The 16,378-nt window shown below is 41.6% G+C and carries 10 protein-coding genes; 9 read left to right on the top strand and 1 reads right to left on the bottom strand.

Annotated features, from left to right (window positions below):
- The first annotated feature begins 130 nt into the window (after positions 1-130).
- The 5 genes from ABF638_RS25220 to ABF638_RS25200 all read left to right on the top strand — a co-directional run bounded on the left by ABF638_RS25220 (position 131) and on the right by ABF638_RS25200 (position 7,723).
- Positions 131-277, top strand: coding sequence for a hypothetical protein (locus ABF638_RS25220; RefSeq protein WP_435025655.1), 147 nt, complete (start codon positions 131-133; stop codon positions 275-277).
- 47 nt (positions 278-324) lie between these two features.
- Positions 325-2,937, top strand: a complete 2,613-nt coding sequence (locus ABF638_RS25215) for a sensor histidine kinase (RefSeq protein WP_435025654.1) — start codon at positions 325-327, stop codon at positions 2,935-2,937.
- Positions 2,938-3,128: 191 nt separating this feature from the next.
- Entirely contained in the window at positions 3,129-4,994 is a 1,866-nt protein-coding gene (locus tag ABF638_RS25210; RefSeq protein WP_435025653.1) for a PAS domain-containing sensor histidine kinase, read from the top strand.
- Positions 4,995-5,133: 139 nt separating this feature from the next.
- Entirely contained in the window at positions 5,134-5,703 is a 570-nt protein-coding gene (locus ABF638_RS25205) for a Uma2 family endonuclease (protein WP_435025652.1), read from the top strand.
- Positions 5,704-5,824: 121 nt separating this feature from the next.
- Positions 5,825-7,723 (top strand): aspartate kinase, encoded by a 1,899-nt coding sequence (locus ABF638_RS25200; protein WP_435025651.1) that lies wholly within the window; start codon positions 5,825-5,827, stop codon positions 7,721-7,723.
- A gap of 391 nt (positions 7,724-8,114) precedes the next feature.
- Here ABF638_RS25200 and ABF638_RS25195 read toward each other — a convergent pair whose 3' ends face one another.
- On the bottom strand, positions 8,115-8,993 hold the full coding sequence (locus ABF638_RS25195) for a hypothetical protein (RefSeq protein WP_435025650.1): 879 nt from the start codon (positions 8,991-8,993) through the stop codon (positions 8,115-8,117).
- 450 nt (positions 8,994-9,443) lie between these two features.
- Here ABF638_RS25195 and ABF638_RS25190 point away from each other — a divergent pair, with 450 nt between their 5' ends.
- The 4 genes from ABF638_RS25190 to ABF638_RS25175 all read left to right on the top strand — a co-directional run bounded on the left by ABF638_RS25190 (position 9,444) and on the right by ABF638_RS25175 (position 16,204).
- Positions 9,444-11,492 (top strand): tetratricopeptide repeat protein, encoded by a 2,049-nt coding sequence (locus ABF638_RS25190; protein ID WP_435025649.1) that lies wholly within the window; start codon positions 9,444-9,446, stop codon positions 11,490-11,492.
- 125 nt (positions 11,493-11,617) lie between these two features.
- Positions 11,618-12,598 (top strand): magnesium transporter CorA family protein, encoded by a 981-nt coding sequence (locus ABF638_RS25185; RefSeq protein WP_435025648.1) that lies wholly within the window; start codon positions 11,618-11,620, stop codon positions 12,596-12,598.
- 96 nt (positions 12,599-12,694) lie between these two features.
- Complete coding sequence (locus ABF638_RS25180) at positions 12,695-14,182, top strand: acyl-CoA synthetase (protein WP_435025647.1); 1,488 nt, start codon at positions 12,695-12,697, stop codon at positions 14,180-14,182.
- 156 nt (positions 14,183-14,338) lie between these two features.
- Positions 14,339-16,204 (top strand): ABC transporter ATP-binding protein, encoded by a 1,866-nt coding sequence (locus ABF638_RS25175; RefSeq protein WP_435025646.1) that lies wholly within the window; start codon positions 14,339-14,341, stop codon positions 16,202-16,204.
- Positions 16,205-16,378: the final 174 nt, after the last annotated feature.

Here is a 16,378-nt window from a genome sequence, read left to right as displayed (position 1 = left end):
AAGTCGGGGAACTGCGGTTTGCAATTCTCACAAATCAAAAAGCTCACTCAGCCAGAAGTCGCAGTGGCGGCTTAGTCCGCCAAGCGTCAAGGGCGATCGCTGACTCAACATTCCTAAACTGATTCGTTCTTTGACAAATGGTTCACCCGATTGGGTGAATGCGATCGCATCATCCAGAACTACTCTGAAAGTAGAGCCACTTTTTCTGCTGTTAGTGATGTCTACGACGGGCTACGCCTACATGCCGACAGCTAAAAATCTCTCACAATGGCTATGATTGCCTTGAATATTATGCCAATTTCTTATATATCAAAGGGTCTAAGAGTGGATGAAATTGTAAAATCAGCGTATAAACCAGATTTTCAACCAGAGAATATCACTCTGTTGGAAACAATTGCTGCCAATTTACCGGGGATGATTTTCCAAATTCTGCAACGGCAGGATGATTCTGTATTTATCCCTTATATTAGTTTTGGTTGTAAATATTTGTATGAATTAGAACCAGAAGCTATACAGGCAGACTTCCAGGTGCTATACAAACTGATTCATCCACAGGATATAAAAGCTTTTGCAGAATCTATTGCTGTTTGTCGCACCACTTTTACGCCTTGGCATTGGGAAGGTCGGATTATTACGCCTAGTGGCAAACTTAAGTGGATTCAAGGTACTTCACAACCAGAACTACAAGCCAATGGTGATTTTCTTTGGAATGGCTTGGTCATGGATATTACAGACCGGAAACAAGCCGAAGAAAAATTGCAAGAAAGTGAGGCGCGGTATAAAGCAATTTTGGATGCTATCCCCGATTTGATGTTTCGCATCAGCCGCGATGGCGAGTATTTAGATTTGAAAAGTGAAGGAGCAAATGTCACTCTTTCGAGAGAAGAAATAGTTGGAAAACATGTGCAAGAGTTATTGCCTAGTGATGTTGCCGCGATTAGCCAAGTAGCGATCGCTAAAACTTTAGATTCTGGAACTTTACAAACTTGCGAATATCAGCTACCAACGCCTTTGGGAATCAGAAATTATGAAGCGCGGTTGGTCGTGAGTGGTCAAGATGAGGTACTAGCAATTGTCCGAGATATCACAGATCAGAAACAGGGAGAAGTCGCTTTACAAAATCTTGCCCAAAAATTTGCTAAAGCTTTTAGTTGCAGCCCCGATTCAATTACCATTAGTACGCTACAAGAAGGACGCTTCATCGAAGTTAACGACAGTTTTGTAAAACTTTCAGGTTATGAGCGAGATGAGGCGATTGGTAAAACTTCTTTTGAGTTAAATCTTTGGGTAGACGATCGCGATCGCCTGAATTTGTTAGAGCAGTTGCAAGGTACGGGAGTTGTTCGCAACTTAGAATTTGAATTTCGGCAAAAGTCTGGTGAGATCATTACAACGCTGCTTTCAGCCGAAGTGATTGATTTAGATGGTATCCCCTCCATCCTGGCAGTGCATCACGACATTACAGAACGCAAACAGGTAGAAGCACAATTCCGCCTTTGTGCCCAACGCGATCGCTTGTTGGCAGAAACCCTAGTGCGAATTCGGTCTTCGCTTAACTTAGAGCAAATTCTCCAAACCACCGTCACGGAAGTCAGACAATTTCTGCAAGCAGATCGAGTTTTCATCAGTTTAAATAATGCCAATTTAGGAATCAGAACTCTTGCCGAATCAGTAGATCCCAAATATCCATCAGTCTCAGGTTGGTCTACTAATGATGAAGCTTATCTAAAAGAAGTGCGAAATTTACTAAAAGATAATTTTGTGCGTGTCGTTGAAGACATAACGCAAATGACAGTATCTCCCAAAGTCAAAGCACACTGTCAAAAATTCCAAACGAAGGCTAGCTTGGCTGTACCAATTATGCTAGATGATGAATTATTTGGGGCGTTAATTGCCAATCAATGCTCAGGTTCGCGTCATTGGCTGCCGATAGAAATTGATTTATTACAGCAGATGTCAGAACAAGTAGCGATCGCTATTCAGCAAAGCCAGATATGCCAAAAACTAGCAGAACTCAACACTAATTTAGAACACCAAGTAGAAGAACGAACAGCCCAGTTGCAGCAGAAAATGCAAGAAGTTGAAAAATTGCATCGCGTCAAAGATGTAGTTTTGCACACCGTTGCCCACGATTTACGAACTTCGGTAATGGGTAACTTGATGGTGTTGAAGAATTTGTTAAATCAGGGGCTGAGGGCTAGGGACTGGGGACTGGGGACTGGGAATCAGGGTAAAAGTGAACAAAGACAAATTATTGAAGAAGTCTCCTCCCAATCTTCAATCCTCAATCCCCAATCCCCAATCCCCAATGCCCAATCCCCAATGCCCAATGCCCAATCCCCAATCCCAATATCTCGCTCAATTATCGAGCGGATGATTCAAGGCAACGATCGCCAACTAACAATGATTAACTCATTGCTAGAAATTAATTCTTGTGAAAAACAAGGTCTTGAGATCAAACTCGAACCAGTGCAACTTAGCACCCTACTGGGAGGCACATTCGCCCAGTTGGAACCCATACTTACACAAAATCAAGCGACTCTAAAAAACTTGGTTCCCGCAGATTTACCGTTAGTAATGGCAGATGGGACTCGGTTGCAGAAAGTTTTGGCAAATTTAATCACACATAGCTTGCAAAATAATCCACCAGGATTAAATTTTAGCCTGAGTGCCACCGTTGAGGCGGGAATGATTCGCACTCAGATTCAAGATGACGGCGTGGGAATGAGTAAAGTAGAATGCGATCGCCTTTTCGATCTTCATGTCCGCGATCCCCAAGACTGTTGCTCTACAAGCATTGGCTTAAAAATGTATCTTTGTCGGAAAGTTATTAAGGCACATGGCGGCGAAATCGGTGTTATTAGTAACCGCAAGCGCGGGTTAACTTTCTGGTTTACACTACCTTTGGCAACTTCATCCGCAACAAATCGCCCATAAATCACCAAAAAATGAGAGGGTGTTATTTATAGCAATATTAAACCTCTTGCAAAGGTGCTTTTTGCACTCTTGTGGGAAAAGGGTAAAGGTTAAAGGGAAAGGGTTAAATACAAAACCTTTACCCTTTCCCCCCTTTCCCTTTTCCCTACTTCTGCAAGAAGTCTATTGAATAAGGGAAACACCCTCAAGGTATGGGCAAAGTTGCTCGGATGCTAATGGCTACTCCATTTACAACAGTGCAAAACTGGTGGAGAAAAACCTTTTCTGCACCAACAACAGATGAAATCAACACTCTTTACAAAGCTTGGCGTAACCATTTTTTGTGGCAGAGATTACGTTTATGGTTATGGCTGGCGCTGATTTGTCTGTTGTCTTTTACTTTGCGAGACATTTACGGCTTGTTTTTTCCTTTTCAAGAGTTGCAGCAGTTGCCAGAAGTAGTTAGAACTCAACGTATTGTAATTAATGTTGCAATGCTTCTGAGTATACTGGTCTGCTTTGCCTTACATAAAACTAAGTTAGGTCGTCATCGTCCAGATTTATTATTTTTGGGGTCTTCTTGGTCAATTAGTTTAGCATCGCAGTTGTTTGCAACTCTTACAGGTTTTGCACTACCCGATACCATCGGTTGGTCGCTGCTATTCTTGAGCCAAGCTGTGTTGATGCCCGTCTGCTGGATTCTTCACTTGCTGACTCAAGTGAGTGTGCTGCTTTACTATTTTGGTGTGAATACGGCACTTGGACTAGAAACACCGATTCCTGAACACCCAGGAATATATAATGTAACGTTCATTTTATACATTTTTTGGTTTTGTACTATATGTGATATTGGTGTTTATCTGTACGATCGCCTGCAATGCTCTGAGTTTTATGCCCGTCAAGAACTGGAATCTGCCTATCAAAAACTCAAGGTTGCAGAAGCTAAATATCGCACCATTTTTGAAAACGCCGTTGAAGGAATCTTCCAAAGCAGTCCCGATGGACGTTACATTACGGCAAATCCCGCTCTAGCCCGTATTTATGGCTACTCTTTAGTGGAAGAGGTGACAGCAAATTTCACTGATATTGAACAATTGTACGTTGATCCAAACCGTCGGGCAGAATTTGTGCGCCTGATGGAAAAGTATGGCAGCGTTTCAGAGTTTGAGTCTCAAATTTATCGCCGAGATGGGAGTATTGTCTGGATTTCAGAAAAAGCCTACGCAGTCCGTGACGAACAGGGAAAATTGCTTTACTACGAAGGTTTAATTGAAGACATTACCCGGCGTAAGCAAACTGAAGAAGAACTACGAGTATTTTTCCATGCAGTTTCCCACGACTTACGTAACCCAGTGCTGGGTACTGTAATGGTGCTGAAAAATTTGCTAAATCAGGGAGTGGGGACTGGGGACTGGGGACTGGGGACTGGGAATCAAGGGCAAGGCAAACAAGAGGGAACTATAGAAGAAGTCTCTTCCCAATCCCTAATCCCTAATCCCCAATCTCCAATCCCTGTTTCACGTTCTATTTTAGAGCGGATGATTCAAAGTAGCGATCGCCAACTGAACTTAATTAATTCGTTGATGGAAACTCATATCAGTGAAATGCAAGGTGTTGTTTTACAACGTCAACCCGTACAATTACTGGCAGTTGTCGAAGCTGCGATCGCTGATTTAGAGCCATTATTAGAGCAAAATCAAGCCAAGCTGACAAATCTAGTATCCGCAGATTTGCCATTAGTGAATGCTGATCCCACACAACTATGGCGAGTTTTTTCTAACTTAATTGTCAATGCTCTAAAACACAATCCTCCGGAATTGCTTTTGACAATCAACGCTACCCATAAAGATGACAAAATTTATTGTACTGTTAGTGATAACGGCGTAGGAATTAGTCAACAACAAAGCGATCGGCTTTTTGACCTTTACTTTCGGGGTGCAAGTATCCGCAATTCTGTAAGTTTGGGATTGGGGTTGTATCTGTGTAAGCAAATTATCCATGCTCACGGCGGCGAAATTGGCGTAAACAGTGCATTGGATGCAGGGGCAACTTTCTGGTTTACATTACCTATTAGCTAAGTACTGAAAAAAGAATGGGACAAATAGATAATTTGTAAAGACGCGATGAATCGCGTCTTTTTGCAAGTTAAAGAATATCAAGATGATGATAATAAGCAATCGCTAGAATGAAGCATATTCCTAAATTAAAGTTTCAACTATGATAGCCTCACCCCAACAAAACTACATCACCGTTGAAGAATACCTCCAAATGGAGGAACAGAGCAATATCAAGCATGAATACATCGACGGCTACATCTATGCAATGGCTGGAGCGCTAGATCCACACGTTACCATTGCAGGAAACCTATTCGCTCTCCTCCGTAATCATGTGCGCGGCTCTGGTTGTCGTGTTTACATCGCTGACATGAAAGCCAGAATTGAATCCCTGAATCGCTTTTATTATCCCGATGTGATGGTTACTTGCGATCAACGAGATCGAGAAACGCCAGGTTATAAAAGATTTCCCTGTTTAATTGTCGAAGTTTTATCTAATTCTACCGAAGCCTTTGACCGAGGCGACAAATTCGCCGATTATCAAACACTGGAAAGTCTGCAAGAGTATGTTTTAATTAATACCAAACGTCAGCGAGTTGAGTGTTTTCGACGTAATGAGCAAGGGTTATGGGTTTTACAATCTTACACATCAGAGGATCAATCATTTCGACTCAATAGCGTGGATTTTGAGGAAACAATGCCAGCACTCTACGAAGATGTAGTTTTTGAATAATCAATTATTATAGGGTATTCGACGCAATTTTTAGTAAACTATATAACTGATAAGCCTTGAAGGCTTCCTAACCAGGTGGAAGCGTTAATGAAAGCAGGCACAATTGATTAAATAAAAAGTTATGGCGCTCATAGTTCAGAAATACGGTGGTACATCTGTCGGTTCAGTCGAACGTATTCAAGCTGTTGCACAGCGTGTTTATAAAACTGTTAAAGCTGGAAACTCTCTTGTCGTAGTGGTTTCGGCAATGGGCAAAACCACCGATGGACTCGTCAAACTAGCTACTGAAATTTCTCCAAATCCTAACCGCCGGGAAATGGATATGCTGCTTTCTACTGGCGAACAAGTAACCATTGCCTTACTCAGCATGGCTTTGCAGGAACTCGGACAACCCGCAATTTCCATGACTGGCGCTCAGGTAGGAATTATTACCGAAGCTGAACACAGCCGCGCTCGGATTTTGCATATTGAAACTACTCGCCTAAGTCGCCACATAAATGAAGGGAAAGTAGTTGTAGTAGCAGGGTTTCAAGGTACATCCAGCGTCGGAGAGATGGAAATTACGACTTTGGGTCGTGGTGGTTCCGACACATCAGCAGTGGCGATCGCAGCCGCATTAAGAGCGAATTTTTGCGAAATTTATACAGACGTTCCAGGTATTCTCACTACAGACCCCCGCTTAGTTGCTGAAGCTCAGTTGATGGATGCCATCACCTGCGATGAAATGTTGGAATTAGCTAGTTTGGGCGCAAAAGTACTGCATCCCCGTGCTGTGGAAATTGCCCGTAACTATGGTGTTCCCCTTGTAGTTAGGTCTAGTTGGACGGATCAACCAGGTACTTGGGTGACATCAGCCAAACCCCAAGGGCGATCGCTAATCAATCTAGAAATTGCCCGTCCAGTGGATGCTGTAGAATTTGACACTGACCAAGCGAAGGTTGCTTTGTTGCGCGTACCTGATAAACCAGGTGTTGCAGCAAGGTTATTTGGCGAAATTTCTCGGCAAAAAGTAGACGTAGATTTGATTATTCAGTCAGTTCATGAAGGCAACAGTAATGACATTGCCTTTACGGTGACAACACCAATATTAAAACGGGCAGAAGCAGTAGCAACAGCGATCGCCCCAGCACTAAGAAGTCAATCTAACCCCAAATCGGAAGAAGCCGAGGTAATGGTAGAACATAACATTGCCAAAGTCAGCATCGCAGGCGCAGGAATGATTGGCCGTCCTGGTGTTGCGGCAAAGATGTTTGCCACCTTAGCCGAAGCAGGCGTGAATATTCAAATGATTTCCACCAGCGAAGTCAAAGTAAGTTGCGTAGTCGATGCCAACCAATGCGATCGCGCCGTCTTAGCACTCCGCACCGCCTTTGAGATCGAAGCAGGGGAGCAGGGGAGCAGGGGAGCAGGGGAGCAGGAGAGCAGGGGAGCAGGGGAGCAGGGGAGCAGAGGAGAAGTTGCAGTAAGTTTTTCCCCTCTGCCCCTCCGCCCCTCTGCCCCTCTGCCCAATTGTCCTCCCGTTCGCGGCGTCGCCCTCGATTTGAACCAAGCGCGTCTTGCTATTCGCCAATTGCCAGATCGTCCGGGGATGGCGGCAAAATTGTTTGGATTATTAGCGCAACATAATATTAGTGTTGATATGATTATCCAATCTCAGCGCTGTCGGGTAATTGATGGTGTTCCCAGACGAGATATTGCCTTTACAGTCTCGCGGATAGACGGGGAAAATGCCAAAAAAATGCTTACCCAAGTAGCGGCAGAGTTAGGATGGGGTGAAGTTGTTTTAGATAGTGCGATCGCTAAGGTGAGTATTGTCGGTGCAGGTATGCTCGGACAACCAGGTGTTGCCGCTAAAATGTTTGAAGCTTTAGCCCAACAACAAATCAATATTCAAATGATTGCCACCTCAGAAATCAAAATTAGTTGTGTTGTGGCCCAAGAGCAAGGTGTTAAAGCTTTGCAAGCTATTCATGCAGCCTTTGAATTGGCTGGTAGTGAGAAATTTGTAGTGCCAGCGTAGTAGTCTGTCAATAAATAATTGATGAATAAATTCCCTGTAGAGACGGCGATTTATCGCGTCTCTCTAACCATCAAAATGAATTTGACATACTAGTAGAACTAAATTTTGAATTGCTGATTAAATAAGTCGGGACAATAAAACCAAGCTGTATGAAGAAAAGTAAACAAGGCTCAAACCCTTTTTCCCCTGCCTTATCCCAAAGATAATTATTTACAACACTCAGTCCTGAGTGCCTCGGCTTAGAGTGCTGAGTAAGTAAAAAACTACTCAACACTTATGTACTTGGTACAAGCCCCGCCCGCAAGTAGCGTGATCTTTTAACTCAGCACTCAGCACGGGCTAAACGCCCCGCTAACGCTAACAGCACTCAGCACTCTTCATCCCAACCTACTTATCTATTTTTGGGATGCCATTTTTCCATCATGGCTACTATTTCCGAAAGTCGGCGTTCACCGCACCAAACTAAATCAAGTTTTTTGAGTTGTTCGAGGCTGATACCACTCTCTTCGTCTGCAATGCGGTGATATTCTTTATCTCCCATTGCTGCTAATAAATGCCCAAAGATAATAATTTCATCGAACTGGGGATTTGTCTCTGGATCGTTCAAGATTAACATTGCTCGTTCCTCGGACAGTTCTTGAAGAATATTGAAAATAAATCGTGTCGGAAAGTCCGCATCCTTCAGTTGAGGATGACGCGACACTAATCCAGCCAACAGCACTCCTAGATAAGCCGCTGCTTGGGAATTACTTAGTACCTGTATCTGTTGGATGGCAATCTCAGTCAAATTGGTAAAAAATGCACACCCTAACTCCTGTTCGATGGTAGTAACTGGATCTAAGGCTAGCAAGGATTCTAACTGTGCTTCAAATGATACCCGATGCTCCTGTGGCACTTGGCACAGTAAGATTTGCTTGGCGCGATCGCTTACAATAATCCTGCTATCAGATCCAAAGCTAAAGTCTTTGCCAGGTTCCAAACCTGCACCCAATAAGGTTTGAAAGACGTTAATTTGAGCTTTTTCCCCCATCTGTTGATATTGGGCTTGTCCAAGAAAAATTTGACAAAACCAACTGTGGCTGTCAGAATCGCATTCAAGTATTACCTCGTTAACAATCAAATTAGTTAACTTTTCTGATCCCAGAATGGTTTGCCATTCTGTAATCAAGTTCTTAACGGCAGATGTGTCGCGTTGATTCAGCGCCTTGAGCAATTGACGCTTCGCTGTAGCTGCCAAATCTTTTTTTTGCCCAAAGATGTTAATTTTCAATCTTCTATATAGGGTTCAAGATACTGTAAATTGTTATTTTTCTACCCCATTCTATGATTAGGTGTCATGAGTGGGATTGCTGAAGAAGGAGCAAAATAACCTCCTTATATATTCATCTACTTTCTCAAGTCTCGTTTAATGCACAAATATTACTTAAGTCTGGTAATATGTAACCGTATTAAGTCTGTAATCTCCGGCTAATTAGTTATGATTCCCGAACCTATGCAGAAAACCCAAACCACTCCCCTCTGCCCCTTTGCGGTCTTAATGATAAGTCTTTAAGCGGACACGACAGAACATTCTTTTCATCAAGAACAATATTAGCTAATAATTAACACTTTTACCTGCCAAAATGGCATTGATTTTTTTAATAAATATTTATCAAATAAACATTACCAGTAATAGCACGTAAAATATAATCAAGTAGCTTATAATACTATATTTATATTGATGAATAGTCATTTCCTAGATGGACATTACCGGATACTAAAAGTTCTCAATGATGGGGAAAAGGGGAAAACCTATCTAGTTGAAGATACTAATCTTCCTGGCAGCGAACTTATAGTAAAGCAATTATGTCCTCCTAGTCAAAATCCCCAAACTTTAACAATCCTAAGCCGCTTGTTTGCTAGTAAAGCAGCAACTTTAGAAAAACTAGGACAGGAAAACGATAAAATCCAAAAGCTAGTTGCTTATTTTGAAGAAAATGAAGAATTCTATATAGTCCAAGAATTCATACCTGGTAATTCTTTAAGTGACGAAATTATCCAGGGACAACCTCTAAGTGAAGACCAAGTAATTAATCTTTTATCCGAAATATTAGAAATTTTGGTTATTGCACATAGCTATGGCGTGATTCATCGGGATATTAAACCAGCAAATATTATTCGTAGAGAATCAGATAAAAAGTTAGTTTTGGTTAATTTTGGTACTTTTAATGAAGCCATCACTAATACCGTTGACAATCTTGAGTATATGCCGATAGAACAAGTTAACGGCAACCTCAAATACAACAGCAATATATATGCTTTAGGTATTGTTGCGATCGCAGCACTTCGAGGTTTAAATGCAAAGGAAATATCTAATTTGCAAAGTCAGAAAAATAAGCTGACAGGTGAAATAGTTTGGCGTCCCAAAAACCTAAAAGTTAACAGAAAGTTAGAAAAAATTATTAATAAGATGGTGCGTTTTGATTATCGTAAACGCTACCAGTATGCAACCGAAGTTTTAGATGATCTAAAAAAATTAACAAATGTTGAAGATCCGCAAAAACAGGATGATAAAAAATTATTACTAGTTCTGACGGGGATAGCTGGTTGTATCACACTTGGTGTTGGAGCTTGGCAATTGAGGTTGCCAAAACCTGTAAGTGATGCTCAACAAACATTATACCAACAGGGAGTAAATAAATATGAATCAGGAAACTATGAAGGAGCAGTTAAAGATTTCAATCAGGCTATTGAATTAGATCCGCAAAATGCTCTGGCTTATAATAAGCGAGGCGATGCTTATTATCGATTAGGAGACTATGAGCAAGCACAAGCAGACTCTAGCCAAGCAATTTTACTCAATCCTCAAGATGCTAATGCCTATTTTGACCGAGGATTTGCTTTTTATGGATTAAGCAAGTACAAAGAAGCGATCGCAGACTATACCCAAGCGATTAAGTTAAACTCTGAGAATGCATACTCTTACTATGGCCGGGGATTAGCTCGTTCTCAAGTGAAGGATAATAAAGGAGCAATTGGAGATTTTAGCAAAGCCATCGCTCTCAAGCCTGAGTATACCGAAGCTTACTTGCAACGAGGTATTCTTCGCCGTCGCCTTAAACAAAGACTTGCAGCAATCCAAGATTTTGACGCAATAATTAAAATTAATCCTAGTGATGCTAAAGCTTATTATCAAAGGGGTTTAACTCAATCTGTTAATAAACAGCAATATGCAGCACTTAAAGATTACGCAGATGCAATCAACATCAATCCCAAATATATCGAAGCTTTTCTTAATCGTGGTGATATTTACAGTGAGTTGGGAAATAAAGTAGAAGCTACTGAAGATTACAACACTATTTTAGAGATTGATCCTAAATTTATTGCAGCTTACATCCACAGAGGTATTCACCGTTTTTCTTTCGGAAATTATAAAGGCGCTATTGAAGATTACACCGAAGCATTAAAACTAGATACTAATAATGTAGCAGCTTACAACAACCGTGGTAACGCCTATCTCGAACTGGGAAATACAAAAGCTGCAAATCAAGATTATTCACGAGCGATCGCAATTAATGCTAACAATGCCTTAGCCTACTATAACCGGGGTATAATTCGCACCAAGCAGAAAAACAAACAAGGAGCGATCGCAGATTTCAAAAAAGCTGCAAAACTATTCCAACAGCAAGGAGAGAAAGATAGTTATCAAGATGCACAAAGAGAAATTGCAATTCTGCAAAATAAGTCAGCACCAGCACCAACCACTCGCCCTAAATCTGGGAAAAGATAAAAAGATTTAGCTATGACTTAATATAGTTTGTAGTAAGCACTTTAGTGCTTATGAAGTCAGAACTTAAATGCTTAATACTTAACATGAGTTACCATATTTTGTTATGAATCAACTAGGATTACTGTATGCTAACTCTCTTCACTTTTTATCCAGAAAACCTGGAGTTATTCACTAGCAATGATGTCGATAAAGTACTGGAAAGAATTGATGGTTCTCAGAATATTTGGTTGCGCTGTATCCACTTCCGCGATCGCACCGGAACCGCCAGAATTGTCAAGCATTTTGGACTGAACCCATATCGTGTTGAGATGATTTTTAACCATTCCTCTGTAGGAATTGACGAAGATGTAGAAGATTGTTTATTTGACAGCTATGAAATTCTAACTACTCAAATCAAAAATAATGAATTTGAGGTTGCCTGTGGCAATATTGTGGTTGGAAATAATTTTATTATCACTTTTGAAATCACTGAACTAAAAATTTTAAGCAATCTAGCAAATAATTTGCAAAAGCGAACTCCAGATATACCAAGTTTGGGAATTGACTATCTTTTTTATCTGATTTTTAAATATGTTTTGAATAATTATGATAATGTATTTGATTATATTTCTAGAAAACTTGATGATTTAGAAGATGAAGTTTTAGATAATTTGGGTGATGAATCAACGTACAAAAAAATTGCCACAATGAGGCAATCTACTCGTTCAGGACGCCGTAATTTTCAAAGCATCAAGTTACTTATGGCTATGATGAATAACGAAGATTTCCAATGGATCACCCAGCCAGTGAAAGAACTCTTCAATCAAGAATTAGTTCATCAGGTTGATAAACTCTGGCAAGAATATCAATCTCTGAGAGCCTGGATGTCAGAATTAATGGAAATTCAACGCGATAATATTGCTAGCAAAACTGGTGAACGAATTAATCGTCTGACTATCCTCTCTACCATATTCTTACCAATAACTTTCATGTCTGGTTTCTATGGTATGAACTTCAAATATATGCCGGAATTAGAGCAACCTTGGGCTTATCCTGCTGTGATATGCATGATGGTATTAATTGTGATTTGTAGTATTGCTTATGCGAAAAAACAACGTTGGTTGTAGAGGAAGGGAATAGGGAATAGTAAAATTTACATCTTGTTTGGGATTGCTATATGCTTTCTTTCAGTAGACTGAATCAACCCTCAATCGGTAAAAAACGTGAATCTACCATTGATTATTCGTGCTGAAGAACACAACGAGAAAACAGCGATTGATACAACAGATGGAGCATTTACTTATCGGGATTTGCTCAACACTTCCAGTCAAATAGCAACAAGCCTTCTTCAGAATACAGAAGATTTACAGGAGCAGCGAGTTGCCTTTCTCATCCCGCCTGGGTTTGAATATGTAGCGACTCTATGGGGGATTTGGCGGGCTGGTGGCATAGCTGTACCTCTGTGTGTTTCCCATCCACGCCCAGAATTGGAGTATGTAATTGCCAATTCTGGAGCATCGATTATTGTTGCTCATCCTAATTTTGAGGGTATACTGCGTTCGCTCGCCCAAGAATACAATTTGCGATTTATCCTCACCTCAGAAACTCTCCCATCTAATATTGATCGCCTCCCAGAGATAGATATCACTAGACGCGCCTTAATTCTCTACACCAGCGGTACAACAGGTAAACCGAAGGGTGTAGTTACAACCCATCAAAATATTCAAGCGCAAGTGACTAGCTTAATAACCGCTTGGGAATGGACATCGGATGATCGCATTTTACATATACTGCCACTACATCATATTCATGGAATTATTAACGTACTGACTTGTGCTTTATGGGCTGGCGCGGAGTGCCAAATGTTAAGCAAGTTTGACGCCCAAACCGTTTGGAACCGAATTTGTGACGGTGACTTAACCCTATTTATGGCAGTACCAACAATTTATGTAAAGCTGATTGCTGCTTGGGAAACTGCTTCTAAGGAACGCCAAAAAAGTATGTCAGAAGGCTGTGCTAAAATGCGCCTGATGGTTTCTGGCTCGGCAGCATTACCAGTTCAAGTTTTAGAAAAGTGGCAAACCATCAGCGGCCATTTTCTGCTTGAGCGCTATGGGATGACGGAAATCGGTATGGCGTTATCGAACCCTTTACACGGTGAACGGTTGTCTGGATATGTGGGAAAGCCACTACCTGAAGTTGAAGTGAGATTAGTGGATGAGAACGGGGAGTTAGTTCCAGCCGGAACACCAGGAGAGATTCAAGTTAAAAGCCCCGGAGTGTTTTTAGAATATTGGCAAAACCCCCAAGCAACCGCCAAAGCTTTCCAAGCTAGTTGGTTCCGTACTGGAGATACTGCTGTAGTTGAGAACGGCAACTACCGAATTCTGGGACGGATGAGTGTGGATATCATCAAAACGGGAGGGTATAAAGTTTCAGCTTTAGAAATTGAAGAAGTATTGCGATCGCATCCAGATATTCAGGAATGTGCAGTGGTTGGGGTTGCCGATCCAGAGTGGGGTGAACGCGTCTGTGCAGCATTAGTATTGCAAGGTTCAGAACCTTTAACATTAGAATCTTTTAGGAGTTGGGCAAAAGAGCGATTGGCGGTTTATAAAGTTCCAACCCAAATTTTGCTAGTTGAAGAATTACCGCGCAACGCAATGGGGAAAGTGACTAAGCCGACAGTGATTGAGCTATTTCGAGTCTAGCGATCAAAAATCAGAAGCAGTTCGACATTACAAATGCGTGTATATTGTGGAGGTATGTAATGTCAATTGTGGGTAAAAACCAAATTTACCGACATATACATTAAAACTATTGTTAAAATCCAAATAATTTTAAGTTAATATTCATAAACAACTCCTATGAGAGAAACTGTCCTAGAGGTTCGCAATCTACAAGTTGAATTTCCCAGTGATGGCAATACTGTCAGAGCTTTGGATGGTATTTCTTTTGGGTTGCATCGAGGTGAAACTCTAGGAATAGTAGGAGAATCTGGAAGTGGTAAATCAGTGACAGCCCTAGCTGTGATGGGTTTGTTGCAGACTCCCGGTATAGTTACTGGCGGTGAAATCTGGTTTCGTCCTCAAGAGAACGCCAACCCTATAGATTTGGTAAAATTGCCTCCTGAGCAAATGCAGCTACACCGGGGTGGCGACATCGCCATGATTTTTCAAGAACCTATGAGTTCGCTCAATCCAGTTTATAACATTGGGTTTCAGCTAACAGAAGCGATCATGCGGCATCAAAATGTGTCAGCAGCCCAAGCCCGACAAATTGCGATCGCAGGTTTACAAGAGGTAAAACTTCTACCGAGTGATGAAGAGATACAGCAGCAGTATACCGAAACTTCATCGAAACTAGAACCATCAAAGTTGGCACAGTTGGTTAAAGAACACAAAGAAGCCATGCTGGAACGCTACCCCCATGAACTTTCTGGGGGTCAGTTGCAACGGGTGATGATTGCAATGGCAATTTCTTGCAACCCATTAATCTTAATTGCTGATGAACCAACCACAGCTTTAGATGTGACGGTGCAAGCAACTATTTTGGAGTTAATGCGAGAATTGCAACAAACCCGTGACATGGCAATGATTTTCATCACTCACGACTTGGGGCTAATTTCAGAAATTGCTGACGAAGTAGCAGTGATGTATAGAGGCAAAGTTGTCGAATCTGGTACTTCTGGGCAAATTTTCAGCAGTCCCCAGCATCCATATACTAAAGGTTTGATAGCTTGTCGCCCCACACTTAACCGCCGTCCCCAAAAATTACTCACCGTTTCTGACTACATGAGTGCAGAAGAGACAACGACGGGACAAATAGTAATTCAGGCGAAAGAACCCGCACAACCTACAGAAGTCACCACTGAAGAGATTGCTGCAAGATTAGCAAACTTCAATGAGAAAGAACCCCTACTGCAAATCCGCAACCTGAAAGTTGGTTTTCCCGTGCGCGGGGTGTTTGGTGGGACAAAACGCTACAACATGGCAGTGAATGGCGTTTCCTTTGATGTTAAACCAGGGGAAACATTAGGTTTGGTGGGAGAATCTGGTTGCGGTAAAACCACCCTTGGTAGAACCTTGCTGCGATTAATTGAACCGATGAGTGGTCAGATTATCTTTGAGAAACAAGATATTACTACCCTCAAAGGAGAACCGTTGCAAAAACTGCGGCGGGAAATGCAAATAGTTTTCCAAAATCCTTTTAGTTCCCTCGATCCCCGGATGAAGGTTGGGGACGCGGTGATGGAACCGTTGATAATTCACGGCGTTGGGAAGACAAAGCAACAACGACGCCAACGAGTAGCTGAACTTTTAGAAAGGGTAGGGTTGAGTGCAGATGCGATTAACCGCTATCCTCATCAGTTTTCTGGTGGTCAACGCCAACGGATTTGCATAGCCCGTTCTTTGGCATTAAATCCTAAGTTTATCATCTGCGATGAATCAGTTTCAGCACTGGATGTTTCGGTACAGGCGCAGGTATTAAATCTTCTCAAAGAATTACAGTCAGACTTTCAACTTACTTATATTTTTATTTCTCACGATTTGAGTGTGGTGAAATTTATGAGCGATCGCATTTTAGTCATGAATCGCGGTCAAATTGTTGAAGAAGGCACAGCCGAAAGCATCTACCTGGAACCCAAAGAGGAGTACACGCAAAAATTAATTGCTGCGATTCCTACTGGTAGTGCTGAACGGGTGCGAAGCCGTCATTTGAGGGCTTTATAGAAACAGAATTCAGGAGTCAGTAGTCAGGAGTCAGAATTCAGCATGAATTAATTCTGTACGAGGGGTGGATAGCTAGTCCGCTAGCGTCTTAATAAACGGCGTTTTTGCATCCCCACTAAATATAGCAATCCTAAATGAGTTGTGAAAATGCGCGATGTCCAGATCCCCGACTTC

This window comes from Nostoc sp. CALU 1950 (genome assembly GCF_051172895.1).
Lineage (GTDB): Bacteria > Cyanobacteriota > Cyanobacteriia > Cyanobacteriales > Nostocaceae > Nostoc > Nostoc edaphicum_A.
This window is presented reverse-complemented; position numbering and strand designations above follow the sequence as displayed.